The following is a 12,983-nucleotide window of genomic DNA, read 5'->3' on the forward strand; positions in this document are numbered from 1 at the left end:
TGGGTGACACCATGGCTGCGGGTCCATCGATTCACGAGTTACACTTCGACGATGCCCCGGACGTTGACTCGGTTCCAGGGCCGAACTCGAAGCGACTCCTCGAAAAACAGCAGCGCATCGACAGCAGTGCAGTCGCATACCCCGAAGACATCCCGATCGCGTTCGACAGCGGAAAGGGGGCGACGGTCCGCGACGCAGACGGAAACACGTTCATCGACATGTTCGCCGGCATCGGCGTGATGAACGTCGGTCACGCGAATCCGTACGTCCTCGACGCCGTCCACGAACAGACCGACAAGTTCGTCCACACCGTGGATTTCCCGACTGAAGCACGACTCGAGCTCATCGAGAAACTCGACGAGATTGCACCGGGCAACCTCAGCGGGAACAATCGAGTCGTCTTCGGTGGGCCAACCGGAAGTGACGCCATCGAAGCGTCCATCAAACTCGCGAAATACAACACCGATGGCACAGGACTAGTTGCCTTCCGTGGTGCCTACCACGGCGCGACGAGTGGCGCGATGAGCCTCACTGGGAACAAGAGCTTCAAAAGTAACTACACGCCACTCCTTCCCGACGTAGTCCACGCACCGTATCCAAACACGATAGAACTGGACAAAGGACCACAGGAAGCGGTCGAACATTCGCTCGAAGAGGTCAAAGCAATCTTCGAAGACCCGTACGGTGGCCTTGCGAACCCTGCCGGTATCTTCGTCGAACCGATTCAAGGGGAAGGTGGCGTCGTCACTCCGCCCAAAGGCTTCCTGAAAGGACTTCGTGACATCGCAGACGACAACGACGTTCCGCTCGTCTTCGACGAGATTCAGAGTGGTCTCGGCCGGTCTGGACAGTGGTGGGCCAGCGAATGGTACGACGTGACGCCCGACGTGATGACGTCAGCGAAGGCACTCGGTGGAACTGGATTCCCGCTGTCGGCGACCATCTACCACGAAGACCTCGACACGTGGGGGTCGGGTGACCACGCTGGAACGTATCGTGGCCACGTCGTCGGCATGCGTGCGGGTACTCGCGCTATCGAGTACATCCAAGAACACGACTTGCTCGCCCATGCACGGGAACTCGGACAGTACATCAAGACACGTCTCTCTGAAGCAGCAGACGGGAACCCACGAATCGCAGACGTCCGCGGAAAAGGGCTCTTCATCGGCGCAGAATTCGTCGATGCGAACGGTAACCCCGACGACGAGGCGGCCGAGGCGTTACAGCAATACTGCTTCGAGCACGGTGTCCTCGTGTGGAAGGCCGGACGCTACGGCAACGTCCTCCGTCTGTTGCCGCCGTTAGTCCTCACGCACGACCTGGCGGAGACGGCACTCGACATCATCGTAGACGGAATCGAGACTGTCACCACCGAAACGCAGCGTCACTGACGCCCACTGCACGAACGTTCCACATATTCATGTCACCACAACGAATCACCACGGACGACGCACCACGAACTGACAACCCGTACTCGCAAGGCGTTCGAGCAGGAGACACACTGTACATTTCGGGATATGGGCCAGTCGACCCGGAAACGGGAGACGGTATCGAGGGCGACATCCAGGCACAGACTGACCAAGTGCTCGACAACATCGCTGCCGTCGTCGACGAAGCAGGTGGTGACGGACTCGACGACGTGGTGAAAGTCACGGTGTACCTCACCGACCTCGACGAGTACGACCGAGTGAACGAAGCGTACGGTGCACGGTTTTCAGACGTACCACCTGCTCGAGTCTGTGTCGAAGTCTCCAGACTGCCCGGTGACGTCCGCGTCGAAATGGACGCGGTCGCCTCTCTCGGAGACGGCCGCGCCGTCTCAAAACGTCCGCAAGACGATTAGTCGTCGAGTTCGTCGACTCGTCGGTCACGCGTGGCGTTCGCAGCATCGACGCGTTCGATGAACTCCGACATCTGTGCTTTCATATCTTCTCGCAACTCGGTCGCTGAGAAGTCGTTCGACTCGGCGAGAAGTCTGACGAACGCCTGGAGTTCTTCGTCCGAGAGACGCTCGAACTCACCAAATTCGAGTTTGTCGATAACTGCATCCACGTCGATTCGACCGACCGGTTCGACGTTGAAATCGACAGTCACCATTCGATAATCCGACCCCGCAAGTTCCTGTTCGGCTTTGTTGACACCCTCTGCCAGCATGTCTTTGAACGGTGTGTAGTAGCCCATGGTGCCGAGATGGAGGAATGCCAGCATGTCGGTAATCCCGTTTGTATAGGCTTCTCGGTCTTCGGCGTCGGGGTTGAACACCGTCTCTCGGTCCCGGTCTTCGAGCGATTCGAAGAGAATCGAAAAGTCGAGTATCGCATTTCGGAGTCGCCGTCGAATCCGGTTCCGCTTCTGTTTCTTCGAGTGCTCGGTGTAATCCGTCTTCCGACCGAGGAGGAACTCCCGGTCACTCGGCGTGAGGATTCCGCGACCCCTGTCCGGTGCGTAGGCGAGGTCGGCACCCCCATCCGCTCCGTCTGGCGTGTCGTTCATATACAGAATTCGTTTACAATGTCGAATAATGTTTGTGCATTACGTGCTCTCGAGGACACCCGCACCTTTGAAGCGGGTTTAATGAAATTATATCTACAGTAACTGTGTACGCATTAATTGCTCTGAGTTGCGCCGACATCGGAGCGTGTTCTCCATCTCCCCATCGACAAGATGTATGTCTATTTTCACGTATGGTGTCAACGAACAATATGGTACGGCGTGGAAATAAACAGTTATCGTAGTCGACGTCACCAGTAACCACAAATTTTATTGGAGATGTCATCCCTTGTCGTGACGTACGGCACCACGTGTCAAGGGTGCACTCCGTACGAATAATGACGATGTGTTCCACCCAACCCTACGCATACGACGGTCGTTGTGTCGCTCAGTTCGAGAACCACTCACTGACAGACGCGCTTGGAGGTGAGACGAATGAGCGCCTCTGACGGTGCGGTTTCGGAGTTCCTCGACGAAATCGAACCGACTATTTTCGCGTTCGGGGCGATTATCACGCTCCTGTTCGTCGTGGCGTTCAGCCTCAGTCCAGATGCGGCGTACAGAACGGTCGATGGAATTCGTGTCTGGATTCTGGCCCAGTTCAACTGGTTCTTCCTCATCGCGATGCTGGGGTTCGTCCTGTTCTTGGGCCTCGTGATATTCGGGCCGTGGGGCAACCTGCGTCTCGGAGAGAAGAAACCAGAGTACAGTTACCTCTCGTACTTCGCGATGATGTACTCTGCTGGCCTCGCAGCAGGCATCGTGTTCTGGGGGCCGGCGGAGGCGCTGTTCCACTACTCGACTGTGCCACCGATTTACGGTGCTGAAGCCCAGTCGGCGGCGGCGATGCCGCTGGCAGTCCAGTACTCGATTTTCCACTGGAGTCTCACACAGTGGTCCTGTTTCACCGTGATGGGGCTCGGAATCGGGTACTTCGTCTACAACTACGACGCCCCGCTTCGTGTCTCGGCGGTGTTGACGCCGATTCTCGGCGCAGACAACGTCGATGGCACACTCGGTAAAATCGTCGACATCCTCGCAGTGTTCGCGACGCTCGGTGGTGTCGCGACGTCACTCGGGTTCATCGGAAGCCAGTTCATCACCGGTCTCAACTTCCAGTGGGGCATCCAACTCGGTGACATCGGGACCATCCTCGTCATCACGGGCATGGTCGTCATCTTCACCGCCTCGCTGGTGTTGGGTGTCGACAGGGGTATCCGCCGCCTGTCGAACTTCAACATGGTCATGTTCCTGTTGTTGATGGGTGCCACGTTGGTGTTCGGTCCGACGGTCCGCATCCTCGAACTCGGAACGCAGGCGACCGGCGGCTTCATCGGTGATTTCTTCGAGATGGCGCTCTTCACGCAGGCCACCGTCGCCGGCGGTAACAAGTGGGTCAACGCCTGGACGGTGTTCTACTGGTTGTGGCCACTCGCGTGGTCACCGTTCGCGGGTCTGTTCATCGCCCGTATCTCCCGTGGTCGGAGTGTCCGTGAAGTCGCGTTCGCTGGTATCGGTGCCACGTCGCTCGCGACGATTCCGTGGTTCGCCATCGTCGGTGGCTCTGGCGTCCTCATGCAACACACGGGTGCTGCAAACGTTCTCGGACCAGTCTCTGAGTACGGTGAAGCCGTCTCGGGGTACGTGCTGTTCGGGAACCTCCCGATCGTCGGTCCCATCCTCCTGTTCGCGTTCCTCGTCCTCGTGACGACGTTCTTCGTCACGTCGGCTGACTCCTCGACGCTGGCAGTGTCGATGATGACGACTGGTGGCAAGAAGCACCCGTCATCCATCAACCGCATCTTCTGGGCAGTCCTCCAGGGTGCCGTCGCATCCATCCTCATGGTTGTCGGTGGTGTCCGTGCCCTGCAGTCTGCAGCGATTATCACCGGTGCACCGTTCGCGGTCATCTGTATCATCACGGTTCTGGGCCTCATTCGGTCGTTCCAGGACGACTACGGACCCTTGCTCTTGCAGGACCGGACGAATCTGTGGGGCCGGTCCCCCTCGGACGGTGACCGGAGGGCAGCGGCAGGCCTCTCGGGCCAAGACGACGACTAGTCTGCTATCGTCCCCGTCGGTGTGTGCCTCTTTTCGTCCGCCTTTTTGCTGCTACCCACCCCGAGACAGTACTCGACCCGATTTGTGGCCCAGTCTGTCGATGAGACTCTTCTCACCGTCTGATACCAACTTTTAATGTACGGTGTCGAGAATCGCTGCGTATGAATCGGGATACCGCGGTGCCAGACACAGCAACGCTGCCCGGTCCCAACGCCGAACGCTGGATAGAATTCCACTCGGAACACGCAGCACCGAGTGAATACTCCCACGAGTTCGTCTGGGACATCACGGCAGCGGCCGATGGCCCGTTCGTCACCGACGTGGACGGAAACGTCCTCTTGGACTTCACGTGCCACATCGGTGCCGCACCACTCGGCTACAACAACGAGAAGATACTCTCAAAACTCCGGGAGTTCGACCTCGTCGAACCGATGAAGATCGCTGGCCAGGATATGTACTTCGGGGCGGGACCGGACCCGGAGACGGCCGAGTTCCCCGGTGCGAGTCACCTGATGAACAAGCTGACCGACGTGTCGTCTCATTACGGGATGGATACGGTGTTTCTCTCGAATTCCGGTGCCGAAGCCATCGAGAATTCGATGAAAATCACCCACGACCACAAGCCCGCCGCGAAGTACGCCTATGCCTTCGAGAAGAGTTTTCACGGCCGAACGCTCGGGACGCTTTCTCTCACCAAGTCGAAAGAAGTCTACACGCGCCACTATCCAGAGATTGCAGGCGTCAAGACGATTCCGTTCTGTGAAGACTCGGCCTGTTCTGCAGACTCGTGTCAGTGTGGATTCTTCGCGGGCGACGGGTCACAGTTCCGAAACGCGCTCGCCCCAGAAGGTGGCCACGTCAACCCCGATGAAGTCGCCTTTGCGATTCTCGAACCGATTCAGGGGGTCGGCGGCTATCGCTTCCCGAACGAGGCGTTCATGGAAGAAGTCGGTGACGTGTGTGCCACCTACGACATCCCACTCGTCGTCGACGAGATTCAGTCTGGCGTCGGGCGGACGGGTGAGATGTGGGCCGCAGACCACTACCCAATCGAACCCGACGTTATCGCGAGTGCCAAGGGCCTCCGCGTGGGTGCGACCATCTCCCGGTCTGATATCTTCCCCTCTGAGAAGAACCGACTTGGGTCGACGTTCGGCGGCGGCGACCTGCTCGCGTCGATGCAAGGGGCACTCACCCTCGACGCAATCGAAGAGTACGACCTGCTAGACAACGCAACCGAACGCGGTCGGCAAGCGAAGGAACTACTCAGAGACGGAGCACCCGACCACGTCGTCGATATCCGTGGAAAGGGTCTCATGCTCGCCGTCGAGTTCGACACCCCAGAGCGCCGCAGCGCTGTCGTCGAGGCAGCGTTACGACGCGGCCTGTTGACGCTCGGTTGTGGAAAGAAGACGATTAGACTACTCCCACCGCTCGATGCCACCGAACGTGAAATCGAGATGGGTATTGGACTCTTCTGTGAGGCGATGGACGCCGTCGCGACAGAAGTATCCGCCTGACGCACGCGGGGGTGGTCAGTTCTCGTCCATCGAGGTTACCGGCACCGTCACGCGTTCTCGTCCAGTGAGTTTACCGCAACCATCACGCCATCGAGTTGCGAGAGCGAGTCGAGAACCGATTTCAGGTGGTCTGGGCCGCTTCCTTCGAGGCTAATCGCGACCGGGACACGATTTGGTGTGTCGTCGGCAGTTTTACGGACACGCTCGACGCTGTCGAGTTCGGCCCCCTGTTCTTCGACGGTTGCTGAAACGTCTGCGAGTACTGTGGGCCAGCCATCGAGTTCGAGTCGTGCGTCGACGTAGCGGCCGAGTTGTAGCAGCCCAACTCGGGTCAGTTCACCGTGTTCGGTGAGGTTCACGTTTCCTCCCGAGACCACTGCAGCGACCTGTTCGCCATCGACATCGAGAGCACCCGAGAGGAGTGCGGCAACGGGTGCTGCACCTGCTGTCTCGACCACGGTTTTGGCACGCTCTGCGAGGAGCGTCGTCGCGACGGCGAGGTCACTGTCACTCACCGAAACTACGTCGTCGACGCGTTCGCGGACGACTGCGAACGTCTGCTCGAGTAACCGAGCGTCGGCGATTCCTTCTGCGACGGTATCGACCTCCGAGAGCATTCGAATCTCGTCTGCCTCCATCGAGGGTTTTGCGTGTGCTGCGCCCGCTGGTTGGACGCCGACGATTCGAACGTCCGAATCGGATGCCTTCAGCGCGGTTGCGATGCCGGAAATCAGCCCTCCACCGCCGATCGAGACGAGGACTGTGTCGATGTCCGGTTCGGCTTCGAGGAGTTCGAGGCCGACTGTTCCCTGTCCAGCGATAACGTCGCCATCGTCGAACGGATGGACGAACTCCAATCCGTCTTTGTCGGCGAGTTCGAGTGCGTAATCGTACGACTCTTCGTAACGCTCGCCCTCGACGAGAACGGTCGCGCCATAGCCACGTGTCGCGTCGATTTTCGCCGCCGGTGTTATCTCCGGAACGACGATTGTGGTGTCGATGCCGAGTAATTGCCCTGCGAGTGCGACGCCCTGGGCGTGATTGCCAGCGCTCGACGCGACGACACCACGATTCTTGACAGCCGAGGGAAGTTGTGCCATGGCGTTGTACGCTCCCCGTATCTTGAACGACCCCGTTCGCTGCATGTTCTCCAGTTTGAGGTGGACCTGGCTGGCACCGCTTCGTCTCGCTATCGTCGTCGAACTGTCGAGCGGTGTTCGGTGGACGATGTCCGACAGTCTTCGCTGGGCAGCGTTCACGTCCGCAATCGTAACAACCTCGGATGCTGGGGGGACGGCGTCTCCAGTAACCGACTCTCGACTCATGGACGGTCTGTCGAGACTGATACGATTGCGTTCGAGAGAACCGAGACGCCCGTCTCGAGGCTTCGTTCGTCCACGTCGAATCGAGGCGTATGGTGACTCGTCGGGTGGTCGGTCCCAACGATGCTGTAGCACGCGAGGCCGCCTTCTTCCTGCACGCGCTTCATGAGGAACGTTGCATCTTCACTCGCACCGAAGTCTGCCGTCGGGAGGATACGGTCGACGCTGTCGACATCTTCGGCAGCGCGTGCGACGACGTCGACGAGTTCTGGGTCGCTGTCGGCCCGAGGGCTTTCACTCACCACCTCGACGGTTGCGTCACAGTCGTGCATCTCTGCGGCCGTCTCGAACTTCTTCGTGAGTTCGGTCTTCGCGTACTCCATCAGTGCCGTTGTCTCACCGCGTGCCTCCGCGATAGCTTCGACATCTTCTGCGATGATGTTGCTCGCGGTGCCCCCTTCGACACGGCCGACGTTGACGCGAGTCATCCCAGCAGAGTGTCGTGGAATCGCGTAGACGTTGCTGATGGCGGTTCCGAGCGCCTGAATGGCGTTTGCACCCTGTTCTGGAGCCTTGCCTGCGTGTGCGGAGTCGCCCTCGATTTCGACGTCGATGTGACACATCGCCAGTGGGCGTTCGATACCAGCGACGACCTCTCCCGTGGGGTGGTCGAGGCCGACGTGAACAGCGAAGAAGTAGTCGATGTCGGCTGCGTACTCACTTCGTGCCATCGGTGCCCCGCCGCCGGAAACCTCTTCGGCGGGTTGGAAGAAGACGACGAGCCGCCCCGAAAAGTCACTTCGCTTGATGGCGTCGATCGTCGCCAGCCCCCACGTCATGTGCGTATCGTGACCGCAGGCGTGCATCGTCTCGCCAGTTTCGGACCGGAATCCTTCGTCAGCAGGCGTGTGTCCGTCGGCAGCAGATTCGTCGATGTAGAGGCCATCGATGTCGACGCGGAGCCCGACAGTCGGCCCATCTCCGAGTTCGACGACGGCCACACAGCCAGTGTTGCCACCGCGTACCTGTTCGAGAATCGCTGGGTCAGCTCCTCTGTCGAGCGCACGGTCGTACCACTCGTCGAGCACCTCGTCTTCAGGGACGGCCATCCTGTCGGCTGGGTCGTACGCGTCGGGCCCGATCGCTAACTCGTCCACACCGATTTCGCGTAACTCTTCGATGAGTCGGGCAGTCGTCCAGAACTCGCACCATCCCGGTTCGGGGTAGCGGTGGAACGCTCGGCGTAGCTCCGCCAGTCGCGTGCGAACACTGTCGTCCATGTGTCGTTGTAGCATGTTCCACACACTTAATGATAAACGGTATCCGTGGATGACAGATACGCAAAAGGACTAAGGCGAACCCTTGCAATCGGTCTATCAACGATGCGCCGGATTGGTCACACACGTTTTCCGGGGCCGCGATTGACTATCCGACGTACCAAGCAGCACATATGACCGAGACAGATGTCGTCGTCCTCCGCGAGGGGACAGAAGGCCTTTCGATGGAATCGTACGCAGATGCACTTCGCGAGCGGCTCACAGACCGTTCAGTCACACTCGCTCGCACACCAAAACAGGAACGTGAACTGATCCCTGACGCGCGCGTTGTCACCGGTATCACGATAGACGAAGGGCTGTTGGACCGGGCCGAGCGACTCGAACTGTTCGCATGCACCTTCGCCGGAACCGACCACGTTCCAATGGACGCACTCGCGGACCACGGTGTCGCTGTCACGAACGCCGGCGGCATCCACGCACCGGGTATCGCCGAACAGGCAATCGGAAACATGCTCGTCTTCGCTCGCCGTCTTCACGAAGGATGGCGGCGCAAACAACACGCTGAGTGGCGGCACTTCCAATCGAGCGAATTCACCGATAGCACGGTGACCATCGTCGGACTCGGCTCTATCGGGCAGGCAATCGTCAAACGATTACAGGGCTTCGACGTCGACACCATCGGGGTTCGGTACACTCCATCGAAAGGGGGGCCGACAGACGAAGTCGTCGGATTCGACGACGACGCGATTCACGACGCACTCGCCCGAAGTGAGTACGTCGTCCTCGCCTGTCCGCTCAACGACCTCACCCGCGGACTCATCGGAGATGATGAGTTCGCGACGATGCGAACTGACGCCGTCCTCGTCAACACTGCCCGAGGGGGAATCGTCGATACTGACGCCCTAGTCTCAGCGCTCCAGTCGAACAAGATTCGTGGCGCTGCCCTCGACGTGACTGACCCCGAACCCCTCCCACAGGACCACCCGCTCTGGACGCTCGAAAACTGTCTCATCACGCCCCACACGGGTGGTCACACCCCGAAGCACTGGGACCGCCTCGCCGACATCGTCGCCGAAAACCTCGACCGACTCGACAGTGGCGAACCGCTCCACAATCAGGTTTCAGCACCGAATCAGTGATCGCTGATGGCTTCGCAGAACCCGACCGACGACCCACGAACCGACTACGACTACGTCGGTGGTGACACCAGACGCAGCGGACTCGTCTCCGACCTCACGCAACTCGTCGACGGTGACGTTCGGTTCGACGAGTACACCCGCCAGCTGTACGCGACCGACGCGTCGTCGTACGAAGTGCTGCCCATCGGTGTCGTCATGCCGACGTCGACTGACGACGTTGCAAACGTCGTCTCCTACTGCGCGGACCGCGAGATTCCGGTGTTGCCGCGTGGTGGTGGAACGAGTCTTGCAGGGCAAGCCGTCAACGAGGCTGTCGTCCTCGATTTCTCACGACACATGGACGACGTGGTGGCAGTCGACCCGGACACAAACACGGCAACAGCCGAAGCAGGAACCGTCCTCGCATCGTTGAACGCCGCCGCCGCAGAACACGGACTCAAATTTGGTCCCGACCCTGCCGCGGGTGACCGGAGCGTCATCGGTGGCGCAATCGGCAACAATTCGACCGGTGCGCACTCGTTGGTCTACGGAAAGACCGACTACTACGTCGAAGCCTGTGAAGTCGTCCTCGCTGACGGGACGGTCCACCGGTTCGGAGATATCGCAGTCGACGAACTCAGGTCGAAAACAGACCCCGACGCTGAAGCGTGGGGGGCAGACGGCCCACCCAGTCCACTCCTCCCGCGACTCTACGCTGAAGTCGTCCGAATTATCGACGAGGAGGCGGACGAAATCGACGCTCGCTATCCCGACCTGAAACGGAACGTCTCCGGCTATAATCTGGATAATTTGGTTGCCGAGTACCGGGGAGCGCGACCAACTGCAGACGGATCAGCAATCGACCCGGAGAGTGAACCGGGGAGCGTCAATCTCGCACGGTTACTGGCTGGGAGTGAGGGGACGCTCGCAGTCATCACCGAAGCGACCGTCTCACTCGAACCGATTCCGGAGACCAAAGCCGTGGCGTTGCTCACGTACGAAGACGTGTTCGACGCCGCCGCCGACGTCGCGCCGATACTCGAACACGACCCGGCGGCGGTCGAACTTATCGACGACGTTCTCATCGACCTCGCACTCGAGACGGCAGAGTTCCGCGATGTCGCTGCATCCCTTCCAGAGGGAACACGCGGTGCCCTTCTCGTGGAATTCTACGCCGAGTCAGACGACGATGGCCGACAGAAAGTCGCCGACCTCCTGGGCGAACGCGCCCCTTCAGTAACGCCCGAAGTTGCGCCTTCAGACGACGTCGAACCAGCAGCGGATGCCCGCGCGTTCGAGGCGCTCGAAGCGCACGACCCGGAGGCCCGTACTGGACTGTGGAAGATGCGGAAGGCCGCTGCCCCGATTCTCCTCTCTCGAACGACCGACGAGAAACACATCTCGTTTATCGAAGACTGTGCGGTGCCAGCCGAACAGTTACCAGCGTACGTCGAACGCTTTCGTGAAGTCATCGACGACCACGACGCGAACACGAGTTTCTACGCTCACGCCGGCCCGGGCGTGCTCCACGTTCGGCCACTCGTGAACACGAAGACGGTCGATGGCCTCGACTCGTTCGAAACCATCGCCGACGAGATAACCGACTTCGTCGTCGACGTCGGTGGGTCTGTGTCTGGCGAACACGGTGACGGCCGCGCTCGAACCCAGTGGAATCGCAAACTGTACGGCGACCGCCTCTGGAACGTCTTCCGCGACCTGAAGACTGCGTTCGACCCCGACTGGCTCCTGAACCCGGGACAGGTCTGTGGCGACGTTTCGATGACGGAGAATCTGCGATTCGACCCATCGTACGAGTTCTCTCCGTCGTTCGACCCCGAACTCCAGTGGGAAACCGACAACGGATTCCAGGGGATGGTCGAACTCTGTCACGGGTGCGCTGGCTGTCGCGGCGATCAGGACACTCGTGGCGGTGTGATGTGCCCGACGTATCGTGCCGCCGAAGAAGAGAGCCTCTCCACCCGTGGCCGTGCGAACATGCTTCGGCACGCCATGAATGGTGACCTCGATGAAGACGCTCACGACGTGGAGTTCATGCGCGAGGTTCTCGACCTCTGTATTGGCTGTAAGGGCTGTAAACACGACTGCCCGAGTGAGGTCGATATGGCCAAACTCAAAGCCGAAGTCGAACACGCGCACCACGAGTCCCACGGTGCGAGCGTCCGGTCACTCCTGTTCGCCGAGATAGACAGACTCAACGAACTGGGCTCACGTCTCGCTCCGCTGTCTAACTGGGCGGCGAAACTTCCGGGGGCTGGATTCGTCACCGAACGTGTGCTCGGCATTGCGAGTGAGCGGTCGCTCCCGACGTTCCATCGACAGCCGTTCGAAGACTGGTTCGAACAACGTGGTGGGTGTCGCGTCTCGGTGTCCGAAGCCGACCACAGGGTGCTCTTGTTCCCCGACACCTACACGAACTACATCCACCCGGCGGCAGGCAAAGCCGCAGTTCGGGTCCTCGAAGCGGCGGGCGTTCACGTCTCGATTCCCGACGACGTCACGTCGACGGGCCGGCCCGCACACTCGAAGGGGTTCATCGACCGCTCTCGTGACCGCGCTGCGACAAACGTCGCTGCACTCGCTCCGAAAATTGCGGATGGATGGGACGTCGTCCTCGTGGAACCATCCGATGCCGTGATGCTTCAGTCCGACTACCGCGACCTGCTCGGCGGCGGCACCGAGTCAGAGGCAGCTAACGACCACGCTGTCAGTTCCCAGATGGTCGACGCAGTAGCGACGAACACCTACGGAATCATGGAGTATCTCGACTCGAAGCGTCTCGACGAGCACCTTTCGCTGTCGTCCCCGTCCGAACATCTCACCTATCACGGCCACTGTCACCAGAAGGCGACTCGGAAAGACCACCACGCTGTCGGCGTCCTTCGGCGTGCCGGATACGACGTCGACCCGCTCGATTCGGGTTGCTGTGGGATGGCCGGGTCGTTCGGCTACGAAGCCGAGCATTACTCGATGAGCAAGGCAATCGGCGAGATTCTCTTCGGGCAAGTCGAAGACAGTGACGGGGATGTCGTCGTCGCCCCCGGCGCATCGTGTCGGACGCAACTCGAAGCCCGAACAGCGTCCGCGACAGAACCACCGCACCCCATCGAGAAACTGGACGACGCGCTCACGCACTGACCGCCAGCTTTCTCTCCGTCGACGGTTGATATCCTCGGC

At 60.0% G+C, this 12,983-nt stretch carries 9 protein-coding genes; 6 read left to right on the plus strand and 3 right to left on the minus strand.

Annotated elements, in window-relative coordinates; all coding sequences use genetic code 11:
* Positions 1–11 precede the first annotated feature (11 nt).
* Both ACK3SC_RS16660 and ACK3SC_RS16665 read left to right on the plus strand, forming a co-directional pair.
* Positions 12–1,391, plus strand: a complete 1,380-nt coding sequence (locus tag ACK3SC_RS16660) for an aspartate aminotransferase family protein (RefSeq protein ID WP_416841362.1) — start codon at positions 12–14, stop codon at positions 1,389–1,391.
* Between the two features lie 29 nt (positions 1,392–1,420).
* Complete coding sequence (locus ACK3SC_RS16665) at positions 1,421–1,843, plus strand: Rid family detoxifying hydrolase (protein WP_416841363.1); 423 nt, start codon at positions 1,421–1,423, stop codon at positions 1,841–1,843.
* On the opposite strand, the gene ACK3SC_RS16670 is transcribed toward ACK3SC_RS16665, so the two are convergent.
* On the minus strand, positions 1,840–2,493 hold the full coding sequence (locus tag ACK3SC_RS16670; RefSeq protein WP_416841364.1) for a hypothetical protein: 654 nt from the start codon (positions 2,491–2,493) through the stop codon (positions 1,840–1,842). The genes ACK3SC_RS16665 and ACK3SC_RS16670 overlap by 4 nt on opposite strands.
* Before the next feature lie 432 nt (positions 2,494–2,925).
* Here ACK3SC_RS16670 and ACK3SC_RS16675 point away from each other — a divergent pair, with 432 nt between their 5' ends.
* Both ACK3SC_RS16675 and ACK3SC_RS16680 read left to right on the plus strand, forming a co-directional pair.
* A complete protein-coding gene (locus ACK3SC_RS16675) occupies positions 2,926–4,551 on the plus strand; it encodes a BCCT family transporter (protein WP_416841365.1) in 1,626 nt (541 codons plus the stop codon).
* Between the two features lie 161 nt (positions 4,552–4,712).
* On the plus strand, positions 4,713–6,071 hold the full coding sequence (locus ACK3SC_RS16680; RefSeq protein ID WP_416841366.1) for an aminotransferase class III-fold pyridoxal phosphate-dependent enzyme: 1,359 nt from the start codon (positions 4,713–4,715) through the stop codon (positions 6,069–6,071).
* Positions 6,072–6,118: 47 nt separating this feature from the next.
* Here ACK3SC_RS16680 and ilvA read toward each other — a convergent pair whose 3' ends face one another.
* A complete protein-coding gene (ilvA, locus tag ACK3SC_RS16685) occupies positions 6,119–7,396 on the minus strand; it encodes a threonine ammonia-lyase (protein WP_416841367.1) in 1,278 nt (425 codons plus the stop codon).
* Positions 7,393–8,673, minus strand: a complete 1,281-nt coding sequence (locus ACK3SC_RS16690) for an amidohydrolase (RefSeq protein ID WP_416841368.1) — start codon at positions 8,671–8,673, stop codon at positions 7,393–7,395. The genes ilvA and ACK3SC_RS16690 overlap by 4 nt, the downstream gene beginning before the upstream one ends.
* 170 nt (positions 8,674–8,843) lie before the next feature.
* Between ACK3SC_RS16690 and ACK3SC_RS16695 the strand changes: the two genes are divergently transcribed.
* Together ACK3SC_RS16695 and ACK3SC_RS16700 are read left to right on the plus strand one after the other, a co-directional pair.
* Positions 8,844–9,809 (plus strand): NAD(P)-dependent oxidoreductase, encoded by a 966-nt coding sequence (locus ACK3SC_RS16695; RefSeq protein WP_416841369.1) that lies wholly within the window; start codon positions 8,844–8,846, stop codon positions 9,807–9,809.
* Between the two features lie 6 nt (positions 9,810–9,815).
* A complete protein-coding gene (locus ACK3SC_RS16700; RefSeq protein ID WP_416841370.1) occupies positions 9,816–12,944 on the plus strand; it encodes an FAD-binding and (Fe-S)-binding domain-containing protein in 3,129 nt (1,042 codons plus the stop codon).
* The last annotated feature ends 39 nt before the right edge of the window (positions 12,945–12,983 follow it).

Origin of the sequence: Haloferax sp. DFSO52, from assembly GCF_048158745.1 — an archaeon.
Taxonomy (GTDB): domain Archaea; phylum Halobacteriota; class Halobacteria; order Halobacteriales; family Haloferacaceae; genus Haloferax.

Excerpts from the sequence above, each read along its gene's own strand:
- ACK3SC_RS16660 (WP_416841362.1), top strand. The coding sequence starts at position 12 with ATGGCTGCGGGTCCATCGATTCACGAGTTACACTTCGACGATGCCCCG.
- ACK3SC_RS16665 (WP_416841363.1), top strand. The coding sequence starts at position 1,421 with ATGTCACCACAACGAATCACCACGGACGACGCACCACGAACTGACAAC.
- ACK3SC_RS16670 (WP_416841364.1), bottom strand. The coding sequence starts at position 2,493 with ATGAACGACACGCCAGACGGAGCGGATGGGGGTGCCGACCTCGCCTAC.
- ACK3SC_RS16675 (WP_416841365.1), top strand. The coding sequence starts at position 2,926 with ATGAGCGCCTCTGACGGTGCGGTTTCGGAGTTCCTCGACGAAATCGAA.
- ACK3SC_RS16680 (WP_416841366.1), top strand. The coding sequence starts at position 4,713 with ATGAATCGGGATACCGCGGTGCCAGACACAGCAACGCTGCCCGGTCCC.
- ilvA (WP_416841367.1), bottom strand. The coding sequence starts at position 7,396 with ATGAGTCGAGAGTCGGTTACTGGAGACGCCGTCCCCCCAGCATCCGAG.
- ACK3SC_RS16690 (WP_416841368.1), bottom strand. The coding sequence starts at position 8,673 with ATGGACGACAGTGTTCGCACGCGACTGGCGGAGCTACGCCGAGCGTTC.
- ACK3SC_RS16695 (WP_416841369.1), top strand. The coding sequence starts at position 8,844 with ATGACCGAGACAGATGTCGTCGTCCTCCGCGAGGGGACAGAAGGCCTT.
- ACK3SC_RS16700 (WP_416841370.1), top strand. The coding sequence starts at position 9,816 with ATGGCTTCGCAGAACCCGACCGACGACCCACGAACCGACTACGACTAC.